This window comes from Legionella nagasakiensis (genome assembly GCF_900639915.1).
Lineage (GTDB): Bacteria > Pseudomonadota > Gammaproteobacteria > Legionellales > Legionellaceae > Legionella_A > Legionella_A nagasakiensis.
Genome location: NZ_CAAAID010000006.1, coordinates 56,264 through 78,739, shown reverse-complemented (window position 1 = coordinate 78,739; position 22,476 = coordinate 56,264). Strand labels below are relative to the sequence as shown.

Sequence of the window (22,476 nt, the reverse complement as noted above, 5' to 3'; positions counted from 1 at the left end):
TTTGGCGCTTGCAGAAAAAATGTCAGCACAAGCATTCAAACGTTTTTATATTTTTACCAACTAAGGTTTGCTATTGATGAAAGCCTGGTCTTCTGAAAAAATTTCTGTCTTTGCATTGGTATTATTAATTACTGGCGCTATTGATAGCATTCGCAATTTGCCAGCCACGGCGCTTTTTGGCTCCTCCCTTATTTTTTTCTTTATTTTCTCAGCCATTGTTTTTCTGATTCCCGTTGCTCTGGTTTCAGCTGAATTATCCTCTACCTGGTCAGAAGAAGAAGGCGGCGTATACAGCTGGGTTCGGCATGCCTTTGGTGAAAACTGGGCATTTTTTACTATTTGGCTGCAATGGATTAATACCATGGTTTGGTATCCTACTATTTTGTCGTTTATTGCAGGAACCTTGGCCTATGTAATCAATCCTGAGCTCGCGCAAAACAAATATTACTTAATTAGCGTGATTCTTATCACGTTCTGGTCACTCACGCTGCTCGGGCTTGCCGGTTTACGAGCTTCTGCCGCATTTGCAAGTTTTTGTGCCATTGTCGGCATGATTATCCCCATGGGATTCATCATTTTATTAGCACTGATATGGCTTATCAAAGGCAACCCGCTGGCTATTCATTTAAACTGGCATACCCTGATTCCACACTGGGCAGACACGCAGTCCTGGATATCATTGACCGCCATCATGACCTCCTTTCTTGGCATGGAGCTGGCAGCTGTGCATGTGCGCAATGTACACAATCCGCAACGCAATTTTCCCCGCGCCATGTATTTTTCCGTGTTGCTCATTTTAACGACAATGATCTTTGGTTCGCTGGCCATCGCCTTTGTTCTGCCGCAGGAAAAAATTAGCTTGGTGCATGGGGTCATGCAAGCATTTACTAACTTTTTTGCCGCATATCATTTATCAGCGTTAATGCCAGTCATGGTCGTTTTACTTTTACTTGGCAGTCTTGGCAGCATGGTCAACTGGATCATTTCACCGGCCAAAGGGTTGCTACTCGCAGCCGATCACGGCTTCCTGCCCCATTGGCTTTATCGCCTGAATCAGCATGGCATTGCCTCAAGGATTTTACTTTTGCAAGCCGTACTTGTAACTCTATTGTGCAGCGGCTTTCTACTGTTTCCTACTGTAAATGCCATCTATTGGCTATTCACTGCCTTAAGCACAGAGCTTTACATTCTCATGTATGTGATGATGTTTCTGGCGGCCATTCATCTTAAAGGCAAGTTTGCCGCTAAACTACGCCCTTTCTCCATTCCAGGTGGCCGCTTCGGTTATTATTTTACCTGTCTCTTGGGTATTTTTGGCTGCATCATCACCTTGATAGTAGGTTTTTTCCCGCCGGAAAACAGCATGGACGTTGGCGGTGCCCATCATTTTCGCCTTGTTTTTACCACAGGTATCTTGCTCATGTTGTTTCCAGCCTTTTTGCTCTACTTGCGTAAATCGCGGGTAAGCAAGCGTTTAAAAAAAAAGTTAACTAATGTCAGTTTGGCATGACCTCATTCGTAGTTTGGATAGCGCAAGCGGTATCCGGGAAATCATACAAAAACCTGGATAGTGCGAAGCAATATCCAGGCTTAATGCCCAGGCAAAACCTACAAGGGCTTATCTGAGAGTAAGGAGGGTAAAACCATATCAAGCCAGGAGCTTCCTGATAATGCATTAATGTAGCCAACATGACCGCCATAATGCGTGATGTTTAAATCAAAGAAAGGATTGATCTGTTTTAGTTCCTGAAAGCCTTCGATGGGAATGACGGGATCATCGGCCGCGGCCAAAACAGTCATGGGCACACACACGGCTTTAAGTTTTTCTTGAGAAAAATGGTACTCTGCGAAATAAGCCTCTAAATCCGGGTATTCCGAATATTGTTTAATCAAGGCTTCGGTGATTTGCTTACAACTTTTTAAGGAGAATAGGGAATTAAAATCATAAAGTTCAGGAAAATGTTTTTGCTTTTCAAGAAGATTAGCTTTCCATTTATTACAAAAATACGATCGGTAAAGGATGGATTTATCAATCGCATCCGTCACCTGTGCAGGATTAACCGATGGACAAATGGCAACGATTTTTTTTAAATTTTTAATGGGTAACGCTTCGATACTTTGTTGCCATCCAACTCTCAAAGCAAAACTGCCACCCATGGAAAAACCTACCAAATAAAGCGGTAAATCCGGCTTTAACTCGGCTATTTTTTTAATGGCCTGGAACACTTCATTTAATCGACAACCATGAAAGAGTCCTTTGTTGAGCGCAACGGTTGAACCATGATCGCGCATATTCAAGCGAAAAACATCATAGCCTTCCTGATAAAGCCGCTCCCCTCTGGCCAACATGTAAGTCGACTTATCACAACCAAGCCAGCCATGTAGAAGAATCACCAATCCTTTCGCCTGTTTCTCATTTTGTGATGAATAATAACCAGTCAAATGCACCATTTCATCGGTATGTACCTTGATATCAATGAGTTGCTCATGGTTGACCATGCCCCCAATAATTGGGCTTTTTTTTGAACTGATGATTGTCTGCAGGTGCTTATTTCTCACCAAAATAGGCGGTTTAAAAGGAAGGGGGCGCATAGCTTTTCTGTGAAATGAGAACGATGCATAAATAATAGCCGATGAATCCCTTTTTCTCAAAACATGACAGAGGTTTATCAAGCGCTACCAATGGCTTGAACGCTAGGGGGTTGCGAACACATCACCCCCTATCGCTGCAACATTCACATCACAGGTGAGGATGCGCGCGATTCTTCTTGAGAAGAGCTAAAGCACGCTTCTTTGAGTGTCTTAAAGCCATTTTTAATGGCATATCCTATTCCTTTCAGGATGGCTAAAACACCACCCTGTTGATAACCATATATTTTGTAATAAAGATCGGCTTGTTCTTGATTTAAGTGCTGATCCAACAGTTCTGTATTTCTTTTCGTTTCCTCCGCACGTTCAACGAAGCCATCTTCTACGCGGTCATCAATGAAATCTCGTAATTGCTGGGCGCTGGTCACTGGCGCTAACGTATCAATCATTTCTTTCACAGCAGGATGATCAATCACGCGTTCCTGTTTAACGTCCCCTAACGTCCAGATGCAACATTTAACCAAATTTTCAAGCGCCTGCGTATAGTCCGCATAAGCTTGTTGCCTACGTCCCCATTGATAAGCCGCATAGGCAAAAGCACCCGCTGCAACAATACTCAGCGGTAAAATCCAGGACAAGCCAAAAGCCAACACACCTAATGAAAATCCAATGACGATTTTCTTATCAATCGTTTGCAAACCATGTAACTTTTCCCGCACCGAGCGAGAGCAATCGGTTAATAACGTGGTGTGCTGTGGGTCATCGGGATTAAATGGCACCTTTCCCTGATAATCAGACAAAGTAGCCGCATGCTCAAATAACGCATTGGAAGGTTTTTGGAAAAAAGCAGGCACAGGATTCCTCCGGAATGTTTTAAAGGCCCGCATTATAGATATTCATTTGTACAATTTCAATATTAATTGAACATCATAACAAGCAACGACCATGCATTTGATGGATGGCTCCAAACCATACCAATTCTGTTACGAAGTGCGGCAACGTTGTTTATGTATTTTTTGTGTACTATTATATCAAAATATATACAAAAATAGTGTGCCATCATGCCGAATCCATTTGCTTTTTTTGTACGAACAAAAGACTTAAAAGCCAAAATTACTAAAAGAAAAAAAATTAAAGAGACAGATTTTACTATTCTTTCCAATTCAATAAACACCCATGATGAGCATGGCCTCATGGTCTTGAAAGCATGCATGGATGCTTATCCGAAAGAATTTGTCAGGAGTTTGGTCTGTTTGCAGCCGGAACGACTGATTGACAATGAAATCCTCGCGCAATTACAAGCCGGTGTAAAACTCGATGTGGCGACGGACGATGAAGAAGGTACCTTTCGTAGAGCCTTTGAGTTGGTAAAAGAGTCACTCCGTTCCGGTGATTCAATCGCTCTACAAACCTTTTGCACAGAATTATACGCGAGCTTGTCAACACAGTTGCCTGATTTTTTTACTGCATTAGCCCGAGGTGAAAACCTCGATGATTCACCTTTTTCTGAAAGTGAACGACACACCATGCGGCAACTCTATGATGAGATTGCAACCCAATCACCTTACGCTGAGAACCGGGAATTATTGCAAACCGTCTGCTTACAACGCTGGATAGCCTTGATTTATACAAAACGTTCACAAGAACATATAGGCACAGTGGTGCGTGATCATATTGAACGACATTGCTCGGCAGGTGCTCTTGAGCGATTACCTTATGTTCCCAGAGAAGAAGGCATCGCCATTTTTACAACCGGTGGTGTTGCTTCAGGAAAAGGCACGTGCCTGCGAAATATTGAAGAGTCGCTCAGAAGACGCACCCCTAAAAGTATTACCTGGAACGAACTTGTCCATCATAATGCCGATAGAATTAAACCTTTTTTATTAAATCCTGAGCGTGACAGCAAACGCTACTCTCAATACACGTATGAAGAAGCCCTGGCAGTAAAAGAAAGAGTTATGACAATCATTGCGCAACGAGGTCAAGAAACCGCGCGTTATCCTCATTTTATGCATGATCAAACAAAATTAAAACCCGATGAGCTAAAAGAAGCAAGTCTGCGCTATGGAGAATTAATTATTGCGGCGGTATCAACCGACGCGGCTACGGCCATAGAACGAGCGTATCACCGCGGAGAAAGAACCAACCGATTTGAACATACCGAGGGTTTGCTAGGCTCTCATCAAGCAGTGCCTGGCGAATTTATCAAATCATTAAATCAAGATGAACTGATTGGCAGCAACACCAGTGTGGCAATGTATGATAATAATTCTGCAGATTTGCGCATGTTTGCTTCCATTAATATGCGCAATAGAGTAATCACCATTTACAATGAGAAAGATTTGCAAAATTGGATTAAAAAGGAAACCATTAATCCCAAAGCCGATAGTATTGAAACACTCTATATGGGCGCAGATATTCGCAGGACAACGGACTATTTTGCTCCATTATTAGAGAAAGGGTTTACCCTTGATTTAACACACTGTCTCCCAGAAAATTTAGTGGAAGAGAGTCCTGGGCCGGGAACAACGATGGGTCTAAGTTCTTAATGATCCTGTTAGAATAGAAAAGTATAAATGGGTAAGAGAGAACTTAATGTTACTTTGCCTATTTTAATGGTAGAATAAACGTTTACAAAAGGAGAAAAAATGGACAAAAAACCTAATCCTGAGTCTTGGTCTTTTCTTGATACTTCCCGCAAAGCGTTGGAGGCAGCAAGGAAAAAAAAAGCCAAGGGAAGTCAAGTACAACAAGATACAGATCAACCTCACGAGCCTGTTACAGGGGCAGATAATTTAATTGAAGCAGAGCCCGATGTAGGCGATTGTATCAGGGGTAGTACTCGTCGTCCTTCATGATTTTATATCATGCCGTCAAGTAACGTTAGAGCTTATTAACTGCTCTTAAGCATTGAAAAAATCAAATGCAATCACCTTGGCAATGGCGGGCTGCTCAAGAGCTAATGCCAGCAGACGGTCAATCCCTAACGCCACTCCACTGCAGGCAGGCAAGCCGTGTTCTAATGCTTGCAGAAAATATTCGTCTGGCTGACTACCCGTTAATCCTTGTGCACAACGAATCTCTACATCCCGTTTTAAGCGGGCACGTTGAATGCGCGCATCGGTTAATTCATGAAACCCATTCGCCAGTTCTACACCGCGAAAATACACTTCAAACCGTTCTGCTACACCATGATTAATTTGAGCAAGCGCCGCCTGAGACGGTGGAAAATGATACACGGCAACAGGCACCTGCTCTCTGGCAAGCGCAGGTTCAATCACATGGCTCATCAATAAAAATAAATATTGATCCCTATCCTGCTCATCCTCCACCAAGACACCTTGCAAATTAAAACGTCGTAAAACTTGCCTTAATTCAGGTAAATCGGCCGTAAAAGGATCGAAACCACACACCGCTAGAAACAACTGCTGATACGTTTGCCGACGCATCGACTTGCAACCAAGGATTGCTTGTAATAAAACATCGACTTCATCCATTAATGCAATATGATCAATACCCAGCTGGTACCATTCCAATAAAGTAAATTCTGGATTATGCCAACGGCCCAGTTCATCATCGCGAAACACGCGCGCCAGCTGAAAAATTGGCCCGCTGCCCGCTGCCAGCAAGCGTTTCATATGATATTCCGGCGACGTTTGCAGAAAATAAGATTTTCCTCGACATTGAGCTTGAATGTTTGTCAGATAAACATCCGTCACGCCATATTGAGCCATCACCGGTGTTTCCACTTCCAAATAACCGCGTGAATTAAAAAAAGAACGAATATTAGCGATGATAGCCGCACGTTTACGTAGAGTTTCAATGGCCGCAGAAGGCCGCCAATGATTGAAGTTCATCATCGATTAATAAAACATTCCTAATTCCAGGCGCGCTGCCTCACTCATGCGCTCTTGTGTCCAAGGCGGCTCCCACACCAATTCAACGGTACACTCTTTAACACCTTCTACTTGATTCACCGCTTGTTCAACGGTACCTGGAAAGGTTTGCGCAACGGGACATCCTGGTGAGGTCAGCGTCATTTGAATGTGAACTTGTTTCGTTTCATCGATATGAATGGCGTAAATCAGACCCAAATCATAAATATTCACTGGAATTTCAGGATCAAAAACCGTTCTAAGCGCCGCGATGACTGCCTCTTGCAACAGTGCGTTATCGTCTTGTTTCTTTTTTTTAAACCCTAACATGGAGCTACTCCGTCGTCACCGTGGCTTTTTCCTGCTTCAACGCGCTTTCCAAAGTGTGCCAGGCGAGCGTGGCACATTTTACTCGTGCCGGAAACGTACGCACGCCAGCCAATACCGTCAATTTATCCATGGATTGTGGCTCCGAATCTTCTGCTACCGTCACCATGTGATGAAAACGTCTAAATAATTCATGAGCTTCCTCCACGGTTTTGCCGCGTAGCACCTCCGTCATCAGGGAAGCAGAAGCCTGAGAAATGGCACAACCACACCCTAAAAAACTGATGTCTTGAATCACATCATCCTGAAGCGTCAAATAGACCGTCACCTTGTCACCACAAAGTGGATTAAACCCTTTAGCCTGGCACGTTGGATTCGCCATTTCATGATGATTGCGTGGGTTACGGTTATGATCGATGATGATTTCTTGATACAATTCGCGTAAATTCATCATTTGGCAAATACCTCTTTCACCTTATGCAATGCTTTGATACAAGCATCAATTTCCCGTTCTGTATTATAAAACGATAAAGAAATACGGGTGGTTGCCGGTACCTCAAAAAAATCCATCAGCGGCATGGCACAGTGATGACCGCTACGTATGGCAATCCCTTCTGCATCGAGAATCGTCCCAATATCATGGGCATGGATCTTGCCATGAACAAAAGAAATAATGGGCACTTTATCCTTTGCTGTCCCAATCAAATTAAACCCTTTCACGGATTGCACCGCCTGGACAGCATAATCAAGCAAATGCGATTCATAGGCAACAATGGTTTCCAAATCCAATGACCACAAATAATCCATAGCCGCTGCCAAACCAATGGCACCAGCAATATTCGGAGTTCCAGCTTCAAATTTATAAGGCAAGGGAGCATAATCGGTGGCGGCAAACGTCACGTAATTGATCATTTCGCCTCCGCCCTGATAAGGCGCCATGGCATCTAATAACGCTTCTTTCCCCCAAAGAACCCCTATGCCTGTCGGGCCATACATTTTATGACCCGAAAACGCATAAAAATCACAATCAAGAGACTGGACATCAATCGGCAAGTGAGCAGTCGCTTGCGCACCATCGAGTAAAACTAAAGCACCATGGGCATGGGCCATTTCAATCATTTGCTTAACCGGATTAATCGTACCTAACGCATTTGAAACGTAATTGATGGCAACAAACTTGGTATTGCTTGACAGTTTTTTTTCAAACTCATCGAGAAGCACCTCGCCTTCCAGTGAAATGGGTGCAACCTCCAAGCGAGCGCCTGTTTTTTTACACACCATCTGCCAAGGAACGATGTTTGAATGATGCTCCATATGAGTGATTAAAATTTCTTCACCAGGTCGAATTCGAGGTGCAACAAAACTTTGGGCGACCAAATTAATCGCTTCCGTCGTCCCACGCACAAAGATGCATTCATGCGTATGGCTTGCATGAATAAAACGCTGAACTTTTTCGCGTGCGGCTTCAAATTGCTGAGTCGCACGCACACTCAATGTATGAACACTGCGGTGCACATTGGCATTATCATGGCTGTAAAAATCCGCCATGGCTTTAATCACCGCGTTTGGTTTTTGGGTCGTGGCGGCATTATCCAGATAAACCAGAGGATTATCATTGATTTTCTGCTGCAGCACAGGGAAATCAAGACGTATGGCATCCAAGTCCAATGTTTCGATCTGGTTCGCTCTACTCATGCCTTCCCCTTATTTAAGAATTGTTGTCACGACAAACGTTTAATAATAGTTGACGTATCCAACCAGCCAGTTCCTTGTGTGTCATGTTTTGCACATTATCCTCAGTAAATGCCTGAATCAAATAGCGGCTTGCTTCAACTTTGTCAATGCCGCGAGTGGCCAAATAAAATAAGGCGTCTTCATCCAACTGCCCCACAGTAGCGCCATGCGTGCATACCACGTCATCCGCAAAAATTTCCAATTGCGGCTTGGTATCAATTTCAGCGTGTTCCCCAAGTAATAAGTTCTTATTTTGCTGCGTTGCCTCAGTACGCTGGGCATCTTGAGCAACAAATACCTTACCGTTAAACACTGCCCGTGAAGCACCTGCTATAATTCCTTTATAATCCTGTATGCTTTGACAATCAGGTACCTCGTGCGCCACATAAGTATGATGGTCAATATGTTGGCCTTCGGCAGGTGCATAAATTCCATTTAATAAACAACGGGCATGAAAGCCAGATAAGCGGATGCTGATATCACTGCGCACCAGTTTTCCACCCAGACTTAAAGAATGGCTATTGACTTCGCTATCAGCAGATTGCCTCACCGCAACATGGCCAACATGGTATGCATACTTACTTTCGCGTTGGATCTTGTAATGATTGATCCTGGCCTTATCCGCCGCATGGATTTCTGTCACCGTATTTGTAAAATAACAACCATCCGCAATCCCTTGAAAATCCTCAACAAGTGTTACGCTACTGCCTGTTTCCGCGACAATCAAATGACGCAGATAAACCGCCTGGTTGGTTTTATCTTGCCAATGAGTTAGAACGAATGGCTTCTCCAGCTGCACGTCTTTCGGCAGATAAATAAATACCCCATGTTGCAACATCGCAGTATTCAAAGCCTGAAAACCGTGCTCATGCTGGAGAATCTTTCCCAAATAAGGCTCAACTTTTTCAGGATAATGGCACCATGCTTCAGTCAGAGGCTGCACGATCACGCCTTCTGGTAAATCAGTAGTAGCGGCATCCAGGCTAATAACCGTACCATTGGCTATGGTAATAGGCCGACCATCTGGAACAGTCGTCTGAACGTCTTGTATAGCCATATGAGCAGCCTGTTTTACAGAAAAACGCTGCTTCAGAAACGAATCAATGGCCGTATATTTCCAATCTTCATGATGGCGTGTAGGAAAGCCTTTCTTGACAAAATCAGTCAAGGCATCATGCTGCAGATTCGCAAGCCACGGTATTTGAGACTGATGTAATGCAGCCTCCTGTTGGTAAAAGTCCAAAAGTTCGCTCATGCCTGCTCCACTTCTTCCAGCCAACTGTACCCTTTATCTTCCAGCTGATGAGCCAGTGATTTATCGCCTGACTTAATAATTCGGCCATTCGCCAACACATGGATGTAATCAGGTTCAATATAGTTTAATAACCGCTGATAATGCGTTACCAGAATGATGGAACGATCTTCTCCGCGCATTGCATTAACTCCCTGCGAAATCACGCGCAAAGCATCAATATCCAAACCGGAATCCGTTTCATCAAGAATGGCAAGCCTCGGTTCAAGGGCTGCCATTTGCAGGATTTCATTGCGTTTTTTCTCACCACCAGAAAATCCTTCATTAATGCTTCTATATAGAAACTGTTCATCCATATCGAGTAATTGACATTTCTCACGAATGAAACTTAAAAATTCAATGGCATCCAATGGTTTTTTATTCTGGCTCTTGCGCACCGCATTAACGGAGGCTTTTAAAAAATTAATATTCGTGACGCCTGGTATTTCTACTGGATATTGAAATGACATAAAAATACCAGCCTGTGCTCGTTCGGCAGGGTCTAAAGGAAGCAAATCCTGGCCTAAGTAAGTGATTTCACCCTCTGTCACTTCATAAGCAGGATGCCCAGCCAGTACTTTTGACAACGTACTTTTTCCTGAGCCATTCGGTCCCATAATGGCATGCACTTCTCCGGCACCTACTTCCAGGTCAATTCCCTTTAAAATGGGTTGTTCATTAATTGCAACGTGTAATTGATTGATTGATAACATCTTAACCTACTGCCCCTTCCAGACTGATACCTAATAATTTGGTGGCTTCCACCGCAAATTCCATCGGCAACTCTTTCAATACTTGTTTACAAAAACCGTTGACGATCATCGATACAGCATCTTCCGTACTGAGACCGCGTTGCTGACAATAAAACAATTGCTCCTCACTGATTTTTGACGTCGTGGCTTCATGCTCCACTTGTGCAGATGGATGTTTGACCTCGATATAAGGAAACGTATGCGCTGAACACTCACTTCCCATCAACATCGAATCGCACTGGGTATAGTTGCGCGCATTCATCGCGGTTGGGGCGATACGTACCAATCCACGGTAGGCATTATGAGCATGCCCTGCACTGATGCCCTTGGAAATAATCGTCGAACGGGTATTTTTACCCAAATGAATCATTTTTGTTCCTGTATCAGCCTGTTGATAATTATTGGTGACAGCAACCGAATAAAATTCACCCACCGATTCATCCCCTTGCAATACCACACTGGGATATTTCCAGGTGATGGCTGAGCCGGTTTCTATCTGGGTCCAGGAAATTTTTGAGCGTTTGCCCCGGCAAGCACCGCGCTTGGTCACAAAATTGTAAATACCACCCTTGCCTTCTTTATCGCCAGGGTACCAATTTTGCACCGTTGAATATTTAATTTGCGCGCCATCCAGAGCCACCAGTTCAACCACCGCAGCATGCAGCTGGTTTTCATCGCGCATGGGCGCCGTACATCCCTCCAAATAAGACACATAGCTATCGCAATCTGCAACAATAAGGGTACGCTCAAACTGTCCGGTGGACGCCGCGTTAATTCGGAAATACGTCGATAATTCCATGGGACAGCGCACGCCTTTAGGAATATAAACAAAGGAACCATCGCTGAATACAGCAGAATTCAATGCTGCGTAAAAATTATCACGATAAGGCACGACTGACCCTAAATATTTACGCACCAGATCAGGATATTCTTTCACGGCCTCGGAAAGAGGACAAAAAATGACGCCTTTCTCCGCAAGCTTCGCTTTAAACGTCGTTGCAACTGAAACACTGTCAAACACGGCATCCACGGCAACACCAGCCAGCAGTTCCTGCTCACGCAGGGGAATACCGAGTTTTTCGTAAGTACGCAGCAACTCCGGATCGACCTCGTCCAGGCTCTTTGGCCCGTCGTTTTTACTCTTGGGCGCCGAGTAATAGGAAATGGCTTGATAATCCACTGGCGGGTAATGCACACTAGACCAATCAGGATGTGTCATTGTCAACCAATGATGATACGCTTTAAGACGCCATTCCAATAAAAATTCCGGCTCGCCTTTAATCGCAGACAAACGACGGATGACTTGCTCATCCAGTCCTGGCGGAAACGTTTCAACGTCAATATCCGTTACAAAACCGTGTTGATATTCCCGCTCAAGAAGGGAGTTGATTTGTGCGTTTTTAGCCATTACTGACTCCATTACTCCATCTCCCGTACGGCAATCCTGGGAGATATTTGCTTGATGCGTTCAAGATCGGAGGCTTGCAGCGAAGGCTTCGCCAACACCTCCAAACTAACGCTGTGCAAGGCCGATTCAATTGCCTGACTGATTAATTGCCAATTACCCTGAATGTGGCAAACGCCTTGCAAAGAACATTCATTAGGCTGAGTACTGCATTCTGTAAGCCCACGATTTTCTTCCAAAGCATAAATAATCTCTGCCACTGAAATCTCTACAGCCGGGCGTTGCAATCGATATCCTCCTGCCACGCCACGCGCCGAAGTCAACAAGCCTGCCGCCGTCAAGCGTTTTAATAATTTACTGACCGTAGGCACAGTCAGATGGGTATGCAATGCAATATCGCGCGCATTACAAACACGCTGGGCACGCTTGGCAAGATACACCATAACTACTGTTCCATAATCGGCCAACTTACTGATGCGCAGCATACCACTCCTGCCTTGAACAATCTAGTACTGTATTAGTCTTAATTATAAATCACTATTTAATATAGTACCAATTTAGTTCTATTTTAAGAAAAGTGTTAATAATACCTCATTTTAATAGCAATGACCAATACAGGGCATGCTAAACGACCCTAATCTGTAGCCTGGATAGTGCACAAAAGCGCTATCCAGGAAATTGTAGTGCACTTAAACTCTGCTAACGCACGCGCAAATCAGACATACAAAATGTTTCATGCCTAGCTGAATTCAGTTTCCGAGCGCACACAAATAACGAGGGAGATTAAAATTAAAACAAATATGGATTAAATATATCCATTATGAACCATTGACAAACACATGGTTCAAGGTATAATGCAGCGCATGCAAATGAGCAGCTTACCGGCATATCGTATGAATAAATTCCAGATGGTCACCAATACCCTGCTTGCAATTGCTTGCACTCTCTCATTAACGACAACCTCTTTTGCCGAACCGCAAAATCTTGCACAGCTAACCCATGAAGTCATGGCCTATCATGATTCGGGTGAATATCAAAAAGAATTGACTGAAGCAATCATTCATGCGCGCAATTATGTCATGACAAGAGTCAAAACCAATCAGAAAGCATCCCGACCGGAAAAACTAGCCATTATTCTTGATATTGACGAAACCAGTTTATCCAACTATGACAAGATGGCTGCACGTCATTTCGTTGCCAATAAAGAACAATTGCATAAAGAAATCTTAGCGGCCGATGCGCCCGCCATTCAACCCATGTTATCGTTCTATCAGGAAGCATTAGCTCATGGAATCACTGTCTTTTTTGTAACCGGCAGAAAAGAATCCGAACGACAGGCTACCGCCAAAAATTTAAAATTGGCTGGATATCAACAATGGGCAGGGATTTATTTAAAACCCGAGAACTATGATAAACCGTCCATCATCCCTTTTAAATCTCAAACAAGAGCAGCCATTGCCAATCGCGGCTATACCATTATTGCAACCATTGGCGATCAATTCAGCGATTTGGCTGGTGGTTATGCGGAAAAAGGATTTAAATTGCCCAATCCTTATTACTATCTTCCCTAGACTCATTTAACGGATTTCAATCCAGCAACATCAATATTTTCATGATAGATGAAATGCTGGATGATCTGTTTTGCCTGTTCACTGGTGAGTGGTTTTGTAAGAACACCATCCATAAAATAATCATTACAATCGTATTTAACCACATCGGCCTGATAAGACGTTAAGGCAATGATAGGCACATGAAATTTGGTGTTTTCCTCCATCTGCCGAAATTTTTTGGCAACCATATACCCGGAAGTATCTTCCAGTCCAATGTCCATAAATACAATATCGTATTTGCCAGGGCCAAATAATTTAAGCGCCTTGTCCCCTGAATCCGCGATATCAACATGACAATGAAGCGCAGTTAAGAGCGCTTCCTCAACTTTCTGAGCAATGAAGTTGTCTTCCACCATCAATACATGCGGCTCCTCAGCCAGCACATGTTCGGCCTTAGAATGTTCCTGACTATTCTTTTGGTCACTGAGTCGGGATTCCAATTTTTTTCGTTCTGAAATATCCGTGAATACTACGACCAGTCCAGTTACTTGCCCATTTCGATCCAGTAAGGGAGTTCGTCTGACAAGATAATAAATGGCTTCCCTTTTTTCATCAAAAATGGGAGATTCTTCAACATCATATTGAGCCACCCCTGAAAAAATGACTTTCATATCATCCAGCCTAAATGCTTCAATACGCTCCTTTGGCCATGGGGTATGTTTTGCCATCTGATCGTAAGGCGTCCCTTTTAAATCGCCTATCTTCTGCAAACCAAGCATTTGGATGAACTGATTATTGCAGCCTTTGAGAACACAATCATTATCAACCCAGTAAACAATATTCGGTATGCAATTTAAAATATCAATGTAATGTTGATGAATACTAAAAGCATCTGCAAAATTATTCTTTTTGATTTGCTGGGCCATGTTGTTCCTCCATAGGTCGCTCACATGTAAAATTATAGTACACAATGTGTAAAAATATTCACAATGAGTTTTGTAAGAGCGATCAAGACACATTCCATTTTTTGAGTTCAACCCTGTCTATGAACGCTCATTCTGAAGATGGCCATATTCTAGAGGAAACAGCATGTTTTAATTCAAGCGGAGCCAGCAGTAACACGATGCGACGGTTCAACATGTCTTCGATGCTGCTCGTAAGTATTTTTGGCCTGTGTTCTAATAAATTCCTGCATGGGCCTGGGCAAAGAATCACCGAGCAGATCACGACATTTATCAATCATGTCATCAATGCGTTCAAAACCAAACGGCGCTCCTTTGGAAATGCCGCGACCAAAAAAAGCATTATGCACATCAGCTGCAGAATCTTCTTCGGCAAATCGTGCCAAATACAAGGTCTTCAAAACAAAAATGAATACAGCACTGCTGCGAGCCTGAGTTTCACCATCAGATTCACTGGCGATCATGGCCAGACGTAAATAACCTTTTGCCAAGAGCAAATAACCCGCAGTCCCATGATGTTTAACCATATTTTCCATCGTTAACACTGCTTGACTTAAGAGTTCATAATACTGTTCTTTCGCAGCTGATTCTTGAATAATTAAATCATGCATCAGCGCCTGAAGAGCGTGTACCGACTTATGGCTAATGGCATGTTGCATATAAGTCTGATATTTTTCCCTATCTTCTTTATTGTTGAGTGCTAATAGATAAAAGACATAGCCACTGACAAAATCAGCATCGGAAAGATCCGCTTGCTTTTGAAAACGAAAATCAGGATGCCCGGGCAATCGCAGTTTATCCCGACAATCTTGCCAAAAATCCTCAAACTCTGCCTGTTGCAGTTTCGATGTATGAGCAGGATATTGCAGTTGAAATAGAGCCCAATTAGCTGGAGGCCAACGCTGCATTAAGGCGATCGCTGTGGGATAATCTTCTTTTGTTAATAAGTCATCAACGGCTTTAAATTGCTTTTCTCGAAAAAAAGGCATAATTGCTATCCTGTTTGATCTGCACCCTTTTTTTATACGTGTACTGTAACCGTTGGACGTTCTGGTTCCTCAGGCGCAGGAGGTGTTCCTCGTTGAGCAAAAACCCGCTCACTTTCAGCAAAAATTTCCGCTTCCCGATGCAACATGTCATCCTGTTCCGCCAACGGATCAACGGCGGCCAATTCATCAGCCTCCTCATGATGCACTGCTACTGCCAAAGGTACGGTGACTACTGGCACCATCGGCTCAGGCTCTACAGGCACCACCGCCTCACGGGCTATGGGTTGTTGCAGTTGCATAATGGCGGCCGTCGCAGCCTCCTGCAGACCACGGCTGAGTTCTATCGCACGAAAATGCGCGTGGGGATCAGCAGAAGCTGTTGCCGCATCGTCAATACATCGCTGCAAAAAGTCAGTAAATATCCTATCGGTCAGTCTATCACGTTTTACGGCTTCCCGCACAACCGCATTAAACTCTTCCACCCGGTCAAGTTTCAAGGCTGCACTAAATGCCTCATTGATTTGCGCCGGCCGTTGTTCATCAGGCATCAGTCGCTGCAATTTTTGCTGCTGATCGAACTGGAACTTCTTAAGGACATGCATACCAAATCCTTTATCGTTCGCCGTTGCAATATATCCTTTTAGGGTTTCTTCCATGTCGCTCATCAAACGACAAGCCGCTTCTGTGGTCATTGGCCTCGTAGCGTTATAAGATTCAATAGCTGCAATTATTCTGGTCCGATGACCTTCACCATACCCTCTTTGCATCACCCTTAAATCATTTACATCAAGATAATTGCTTCTCGTCAATTCCAGGTAATGTTCAGGAAACATCGCAGCTTCTGTAAGCCTTTGTAAATCCTCTTGTAAAATCTCAATCTCTTTATCTGAACGACGAATCGGCGAGGAACGCGAATCTGTCCAGCGACGAAGCATCGCAATCATATCATCCGGGATCTTGGAACTAAACGTGATACGAAGATGCTGCGGACTTCCACCTGGCGCGATGTTGGTAACCCGATTCCCATTACGATGAACCCACGGATTGCGATATGCTCGCTTATCGTCAGCAAACAACACAGGATTGTTCACCAGTTTTTCCAGCACCAGCGTCTTTTTAAGAAGTTCAGGCCCTACTCTGGCATCGTTTCTAGGGAGAATAGCATCAATCCTGTTGATACGCTCATGAACACGAGTCCGTAAAGCCAATGCATCGTCTCTTAACAAACGGACTTCTTTTAATGTTGCTTCCAAATTGTTACGAACGTCACGATCAAAACCTCGAACCCTAAGCCGGTCTTGTAACTCATCTATTTTACGCTGATGAACGCCAGCCACTTGGGTAAAATAAGCGGATAATTTTTCCTGTTCAGCTTTAAGCTGCATCAACGATGCAAATTTGCTGTCCATGGATGAATCTTCAATCAGAGTTCTATTTCGGCCTTGATCATGGCGAGTGTGTTTAGTGATTAAGCTTATTGGCTGCATACTAAGTCGTGAATCCAGTCCAAGTTTATTATCCAACATAATGACTTGATCAAAGATAAACAGATGGTTGCCTCGCAAGGCTTTATTCTGGTTATAGCCACCAATGGCGTCCGTATCACTGCACAGATAAAACAAGCCGAGGCTATTACCAAAATCTTCTACGAATCGATTGGCTTGCAACCCGGCACCCACAGAATTGATGGTGGAATAATGCGAATATTCTCCTCTGGAGCCTAATCTTGCCTGCATGGTTTTTCCACGAGCCACATCACTTAATAAGCGAATGTCGGCAAAAGGCACAAAAAGCGCAGGACGTCCTCCATACAAAGTTAGCATCGTTGACTGCGTCGTGTCTAAGCCTAATATTCTTGATACATTAAGCGCCATGGCTTCGCGCTGCACTTCTTTTACCTTGCCATGCTTAGGTAATTTAAGAATCGCTTGGGTACCTAGCTTAAACTCAGCGCGATGATCGTGATACTGATCCAAGGTTGTCACACCAGCTGCGGCAGTCAGGTGACCTAGCTGCTCCTCCACTCTGGCACGTGACACTAACGAGACTTTCTCGGTAACCCCCGCTGTGGCTTCTGCAAGAACACAATACTGCAGAGGTGGAGAACCTTCCTGGGGAATAACCATCGGAGTAAGTCTATTAATTTTATTTAAATCTTGCAGAATGGTCAGCCGCTTTTCGGCAAGCGCTTTCTCAGGACTGCCTTCTGCAGCCGCTTTTACCACGCCCTCTAATTCTCTGATTTTCGCAAGCACTGCTTCATTATTGGCAAGATTCAAATCAGGAGCAAAACCCCCAATAATGGGGCGTAGTTTTGCACGGCTTGCAGCAATTACTCCATTTAATCCCTCATCCGGAGGAGAGGTGGTTTCACGCGCATAATAATCACAGCCAGGAAGTGTGGTAAGCTCCAACTCACGCGTGGCCATTCTTAATCGGGCATCATCGATCCCCCTTAACACCGGAGGAGAGCCTGCTTCAAAATGACAAGCAGCAGTCAGAATGGTTTCCAATAGAGGGCAACGTTCTGGATTCTCAGTCATACGGGCAAAAAAAACAGGATGTTCTCTTGCAATTAAATTGATTCTATCGAGAATGAGTTGATATCCACCTAAGGCTGCATCATCAATATCAATCCTGGGATCCACACTTCGCTTTTGCAAATATTGACGAATGAATTGTCTTTTTTGCACGTCATTCATCCTGGGTGCTCCCTTATCAGATAAGCGATTTGCCGTTGATTCTGGAAAAGTTCTTGGCCCCAACATATAAACTATAGTATGAAAATTAAGGAATGTATGATAAGGAACCGTTAGATGAAGCGTGCGCTTATTACAGGAAGTAACCGCGGTCTGGGGTTTGAGTTTGTCAAACAGTTATCGGAGCAAAATTTTCACGTCATAGCCACATGCCGCCATCCGGAAAAGACCAAAGAATTACAACAATGGAGTAAAAATAAAGAAAATGTATCCATTCAGACCTTGGCGGGAAAGACGCTCCTATGGATGCAAAAACCAGTGTGGCAAAAATGTTAACAGTTATCATTCGCTATAAAGACAACAGCCATGCAGAGGTGTTACGCAGTTATGATGGTTCAACAATTACTTGGTAATTCACTAGAAAGACAGTTCAGCATGGGAGCGTAGCAAACCGGTATTTAAGCATCTTCAACAATATAATCCACCGCGATGATTTCATATTCCACCATACCGCCGGGCGTTTTAACAATCACCGTTTCATCCAGTTGCTTACCTATCAAAGCTCGGCCAATGGGCGAACTGTAAGAAATTTTATTTAATTTAAGATCGGCTTCATCTTCACCGACAATTTGATAGGTAATTTCAGCTTCCGTTTGTATGTGGCATAAGCGCACGGTCGTGCCAAATATGACTTTACCCTGATTATTCATTTTACTAATATCGACAATCTGCGCGTTAGATAATTTGGCCTCAAGCTCCTGGATACGCCCCTCAATAAAACTTTGCTGCTCACGAGCCGCATGGTATTCAGCATTTTCTTTCAAATCACCATGAGCGCGCGCTGTTGCAATCGCCTCAATAATGCGGGGACGCTCAACGGTCTTTAAGTGATGTAATTCATTTTTCAGCGCCGTTGCGCCTTTTAATGTCATAGGATGTTTTTGCATAATATGCTCCTAATGTAAATCTTGTAATCGGGTTACAGTTTGCCGATCTTCGTATTTCATCGCCAAGCATGCTGCTTCAGCTCCGGAAAGCGTCGTGGTATAGCTCACTTTATGCTGTAACGCATTCCGCCGGATCGCGAAAGAATCCGCAATGGCTTGCTTTCCTTCCGTCGTGTTAACAATAAAATCAATGTCATTATTTTTAATATAATCCACCACATGAGGACGGCCTTCGGCCACTTTAAACACGCGCTGACATGCAATTCCTGCTGCCTGCAATACGGCCGCAGTGCCTCGAGTTGCGATGATTTCAAAATCAAGGGCAATCAGCCGCTTAGCGATTTCCCCAATTCGTGATTTGTCAGCATCACGCACCGAGAGAAACGCCCGGCGACGTTTGACGATATTCACGCCCGCACCCAATTGCGCTTTAGCATACGCTTGTCCAAATCGTCGCGCAATGCCCATGACTTCACCAGTGGATTTCATTTCAGGACCGAGAATAGAATCCACACCTGAAAACTTAATGAATGGGAATACGGGCAACTTGATTGAGTAAAACGCTGGCATTGGATAATGCTGAGTCAAGCCTTGTTCCTTTAAGCTCTGTCCTGCTTTACACCGGGCTGCAATTTTAGCTAATGGCAGGCCAGTCGCCTTGGACACAAAAGGAACGGTTCTGGAAGCGCGTGGATTGACTTCCAGTACATAGATGTCATCTGCTTGAATCGCAAATTGCGCATTAATCAAACCAACAACGCCTAATTCTAATGCCATGAGTCGTAATTGTTCAATCAAATCCTGCTGCACCACCACACTCAAACTGAACGGTGGTAGAGTACAAGCAGAATCCCCAGAATGCACACCCGCTTGTTCAATATGTTCCATGATAGCGCCGATTAACACGTCCTTGCCATCGCACACCGCATCGATGTCTACTTCAATAGCATCGTTCAGGAACTTATCTAACAAAATAGGGGAATCTTTAGAAGCCGCAACCGCGTGGGCTAAATAATAGCGCAAATCTTCTTCTTGATAGACCACTTCCATCGCTCGTCCGCCTAATACGTAGGAAGGCCTAACCACCAATGGATAACCAATACGTTCAGCCAATTCAATGGCTTCTTCTTCGCTGCGTACGGTGCCGTTTGCCGGTTGATGAAGATTTAACTGGCCGACTAATTGCTGAAAACGCTTACGATCTTCGGCTTTATCAATGGCATCAGGAGAAGTGCCAATGATCTTCACGCCATTGGCTTCTAAAGCACGCGCCAATTTTAACGGTGTCTGTCCACCATAATGAACAATAACGCCGTCTGGTTTTTCCACAGCCACAATGGCCAAGACATCTTCAAGCGTAACCGGCTCAAAATATAAGCGATCGGACGTATCAAAATCCGTAGAAACCGTTTCCGGATTACAGTTAACCATGATGGTTTGATAACCCGCTTCACGAAGCGCCATGGCGGCATGCACACAGCAATAATCAAATTCAATGCCCTGACCGATTCGGTTTGGCCCACCGCCGAGAATCATGATCTTCTGCTTATCCGACTCAGGTCTTGCCTCACATTCGGACTGATAACAAGAATACAGATACGCTGTTTCGCTGGGAAATTCTCCTGCACATGAATCAATCCGTTTATAAACAGGATGAATATCTAATTGCAATCGCCGTGCTCTAACTTCTTCTTCCCGACAATGAAGAAGATGAGCCAGGCATTCATCAGAAAATCCCTGACGTTTAAGCTGGTGTATGGTGGTTTTATCCAACTCATGAATTGAACGTCCACTCACCATTTTCTCTGATAGAACAAGCTCATGAATTTGGGCAAGAAACCACGGATCGATTTTACTTTCTTGATGGATTTCATCCACTGACAAACCGCAACGGAATGCATCGGCAATATACCATAATCGATCCGGAGTAGGCTCCCGTAAATGTCCTCGCAATACTGCCATATCCCCTGGCTTGAAGAGCGAATGCAGACCGCTGCGCCCAATTTCTAAACCACGAATGGCTTTTTGCAACGACTCCTGGAAATTACTGCCAATGGCCATCACTTCACCCACTGATTTCATCTGCGTCGATAAAACAGGGGATGTTTGCGGAAATTTATCAAAGTTAAAACGGGGAATCTTGGTCACGACATAATCAATGGTTGGCTCAAAAGATGCCGGTGTTTTGCCGCCAGTAATTTCATTGGCCAATTCATCCAGTGTATATCCTACTGCAAGAAGTGCTGCCACTTTGGCAATAGGGAATCCCGTTGCCTTAGAAGCCAAAGCAGAACTTCGCGATACCCTGGGGTTCATTTCCACCACCAGCATTCGACCATCTTCAGGATTGACTGCAAATTGTACGTTTGAGCCGCCCGTATCAACTCCAACGGCGCGCAACACCTTGATTGCAGCATCACGCATACGCTGCCATTCTTTATCCGTGAGAGTTTGGGCGGGCGCCACTGTGATCGAATCACCAGTGTGGACACCCATAGGATCAAAGTTCTCGATGGTGCATACAATGATGCAATTATCATGTTTATCACGTACGACTTCCATTTCATACTCTTTCCATCCAAGAACCGATTCATCCAGCAACAATTCATGCGTGGGTGATAACTCCAAGCCCCGTGTGCAGATGTCTTCAAATTCTTCACGATTGTAGGCAATACCCCCTCCACTGCCGCCCATGGTAAAGGATGGCCGGATAATTGTAGGGAATCCAAGTTGTGCCTGGACAGACAAGGCTTCTTCCAAACTGTGAGCAATGGCCGAGCGCGGCATATCCAAGCCGATTTTTTTCATCAAGAGACGAAATTTTTCCCGGTCTTCTGCTTTATCAATGGCATCGCGACTAGCACCAATCAATTCCACATTAAATTGTTCCAATACACCTTCTCGAACCAGATCCAACGCGCAATTCAATGCGGTTTGCCCACCCATGGTAGGTAAGAGTGCATCAGGCCGTTCCTTTTCAATGATCCGGGCGACCTCCTGCCACAATACCGGTTCAATATAGGTTGCATCCGCCAACTCAGGATCCGTCATAATAGTCGCAGGATTTGAATTGACTAAAATAACGCGGAAACCCTCTTTCTTCAGCGCGCGTACGGCTTGAGTTCCAGAATAATCAAATTCACAGGCCTGCCCGATAACAATCGGACCTGCACCTAGAACAAGGATGGAATGAATATCAGTTCGCTTTGGCATAGTCACAACTAAAAAATATAAGTGGCTTATTTTATCTATTTTTGTTAAAAATTTATACCTGTTCCTTTATTTTTACTGCATGATTGAATCAAATCATCGAGCAAGCCATAATAACAGTCGTAGTTTTTGAAATTAATAATAAG

Annotated in this window: 20 protein-coding genes; 5 read left to right on the top strand and 15 right to left on the bottom strand. The window is 44.1% G+C overall.

Annotated features, from left to right (window positions below):
• The first annotated feature begins 76 nt into the window (after positions 1-76).
• Positions 77-1,510, top strand: coding sequence for an APC family permease (locus E1O52_RS06855; protein WP_133127969.1), 1,434 nt, complete (start codon positions 77-79; stop codon positions 1,508-1,510).
• A gap of 98 nt (positions 1,511-1,608) precedes the next feature.
• Here the strand turns inward: E1O52_RS06855 and E1O52_RS06850 are convergent, their stop codons facing one another.
• Together E1O52_RS06850 and E1O52_RS06845 are read right to left on the bottom strand one after the other, a co-directional pair.
• A complete protein-coding gene (locus E1O52_RS06850; RefSeq protein WP_133127968.1) occupies positions 1,609-2,592 on the bottom strand; it encodes a YheT family hydrolase in 984 nt (327 codons plus the stop codon).
• Positions 2,593-2,735: 143 nt separating this feature from the next.
• Positions 2,736-3,443: a hypothetical protein gene (locus tag E1O52_RS06845; RefSeq protein ID WP_133127967.1), complete on the bottom strand. Its 708-nt coding sequence runs from the start codon at positions 3,441-3,443 to the stop codon at positions 2,736-2,738.
• A 207-nt stretch (positions 3,444-3,650) separates the two neighbouring features.
• Here E1O52_RS06845 and E1O52_RS06840 point away from each other — a divergent pair, with 207 nt between their 5' ends.
• Together E1O52_RS06840 and E1O52_RS06835 are read left to right on the top strand one after the other, a co-directional pair.
• Positions 3,651-5,138 carry a zeta toxin family protein gene (locus tag E1O52_RS06840; RefSeq protein ID WP_133127966.1) on the top strand — a complete coding sequence of 496 codons (1,488 nt, stop codon included), beginning with the start codon at positions 3,651-3,653 and terminating at the stop codon, positions 5,136-5,138.
• 99 nt (positions 5,139-5,237) lie between these two features.
• Complete coding sequence (locus E1O52_RS06835; RefSeq protein WP_133127965.1) at positions 5,238-5,447, top strand: hypothetical protein; 210 nt, start codon at positions 5,238-5,240, stop codon at positions 5,445-5,447.
• A 45-nt stretch (positions 5,448-5,492) separates the two neighbouring features.
• On the opposite strand, the gene epmA is transcribed toward E1O52_RS06835, so the two are convergent.
• Genes epmA through E1O52_RS06795 form a run of 8 tightly spaced genes read right to left on the bottom strand, consistent with a single transcriptional unit; the run spans position 5,493 to position 12,458 of the window.
• The gene (gene epmA, locus E1O52_RS06830) at positions 5,493-6,446 is read right to left on the bottom strand and encodes an elongation factor P--(R)-beta-lysine ligase (protein ID WP_133128024.1); all 954 of its coding nucleotides are present in this window, start codon (positions 6,444-6,446) and stop codon (positions 5,493-5,495) included.
• Between the two features lie 6 nt (positions 6,447-6,452).
• Entirely contained in the window at positions 6,453-6,794 is a 342-nt protein-coding gene (locus E1O52_RS06825) for an SUF system Fe-S cluster assembly protein (protein ID WP_133127964.1), read from the bottom strand.
• Between the two features lie 4 nt (positions 6,795-6,798).
• Complete coding sequence (gene sufU / locus E1O52_RS06820) at positions 6,799-7,245, bottom strand: Fe-S cluster assembly sulfur transfer protein SufU (RefSeq protein WP_133127963.1); 447 nt, start codon at positions 7,243-7,245, stop codon at positions 6,799-6,801.
• Positions 7,242-8,486 (bottom strand): aminotransferase class V-fold PLP-dependent enzyme, encoded by a 1,245-nt coding sequence (locus E1O52_RS06815; protein WP_133127962.1) that lies wholly within the window; start codon positions 8,484-8,486, stop codon positions 7,242-7,244. The genes sufU and E1O52_RS06815 overlap by 4 nt, the downstream gene beginning before the upstream one ends.
• A gap of 13 nt (positions 8,487-8,499) precedes the next feature.
• Entirely contained in the window at positions 8,500-9,780 is a 1,281-nt protein-coding gene (gene sufD, locus E1O52_RS06810) for a Fe-S cluster assembly protein SufD (RefSeq protein WP_133127961.1), read from the bottom strand.
• The gene (gene sufC / locus E1O52_RS06805) at positions 9,777-10,529 is read right to left on the bottom strand and encodes a Fe-S cluster assembly ATPase SufC (RefSeq protein WP_133127960.1); all 753 of its coding nucleotides are present in this window, start codon (positions 10,527-10,529) and stop codon (positions 9,777-9,779) included. Before sufC ends, sufD begins: the two co-directional genes overlap by 4 nt.
• 1 nt (position 10,530) lies before the next feature.
• Positions 10,531-11,976, bottom strand: a complete 1,446-nt coding sequence (sufB, locus tag E1O52_RS06800; RefSeq protein ID WP_133127959.1) for a Fe-S cluster assembly protein SufB — start codon at positions 11,974-11,976, stop codon at positions 10,531-10,533.
• An 11-nt stretch (positions 11,977-11,987) separates the two neighbouring features.
• Complete coding sequence (locus tag E1O52_RS06795; protein WP_133127958.1) at positions 11,988-12,458, bottom strand: SUF system Fe-S cluster assembly regulator; 471 nt, start codon at positions 12,456-12,458, stop codon at positions 11,988-11,990.
• Between the two features lie 354 nt (positions 12,459-12,812).
• Between E1O52_RS06795 and E1O52_RS06790 the strand changes: the two genes are divergently transcribed.
• Positions 12,813-13,544, top strand: coding sequence for an HAD family acid phosphatase (locus tag E1O52_RS06790; RefSeq protein ID WP_242602191.1), 732 nt, complete (start codon positions 12,813-12,815; stop codon positions 13,542-13,544).
• A 2-nt stretch (positions 13,545-13,546) separates the two neighbouring features.
• Here E1O52_RS06790 and E1O52_RS06785 read toward each other — a convergent pair whose 3' ends face one another.
• The 3 genes from E1O52_RS06785 to E1O52_RS06775 form a co-directional block, all read right to left on the bottom strand.
• Entirely contained in the window at positions 13,547-14,449 is a 903-nt protein-coding gene (locus E1O52_RS06785; RefSeq protein ID WP_133127957.1) for a response regulator, read from the bottom strand.
• 173 nt (positions 14,450-14,622) lie between these two features.
• The gene (gene mesI, locus E1O52_RS06780) at positions 14,623-15,474 is read right to left on the bottom strand and encodes a Dot/Icm T4SS effector metaeffector MesI (RefSeq protein ID WP_133127956.1); all 852 of its coding nucleotides are present in this window, start codon (positions 15,472-15,474) and stop codon (positions 14,623-14,625) included.
• A gap of 32 nt (positions 15,475-15,506) precedes the next feature.
• A complete protein-coding gene (locus E1O52_RS06775) occupies positions 15,507-18,176 on the bottom strand; it encodes a hypothetical protein (RefSeq protein ID WP_133127955.1) in 2,670 nt (889 codons plus the stop codon).
• A 114-nt stretch (positions 18,177-18,290) separates the two neighbouring features.
• Between E1O52_RS06775 and E1O52_RS06770 the strand changes: the two genes are divergently transcribed.
• Entirely contained in the window at positions 18,291-18,509 is a 219-nt protein-coding gene (locus E1O52_RS06770; RefSeq protein WP_133127954.1) for an SDR family NAD(P)-dependent oxidoreductase, read from the top strand.
• Between the two features lie 122 nt (positions 18,510-18,631).
• Here E1O52_RS06770 and greA read toward each other — a convergent pair whose 3' ends face one another.
• Both greA and carB read right to left on the bottom strand, forming a co-directional pair.
• Positions 18,632-19,120 (bottom strand): transcription elongation factor GreA, encoded by a 489-nt coding sequence (gene greA, locus E1O52_RS06765; protein WP_133127953.1) that lies wholly within the window; start codon positions 19,118-19,120, stop codon positions 18,632-18,634.
• Positions 19,121-19,129: 9 nt separating this feature from the next.
• On the bottom strand, positions 19,130-22,333 hold the full coding sequence (gene carB, locus E1O52_RS06760) for a carbamoyl-phosphate synthase large subunit (protein ID WP_133127952.1): 3,204 nt from the start codon (positions 22,331-22,333) through the stop codon (positions 19,130-19,132).
• Positions 22,334-22,476 lie beyond the last annotated feature (143 nt).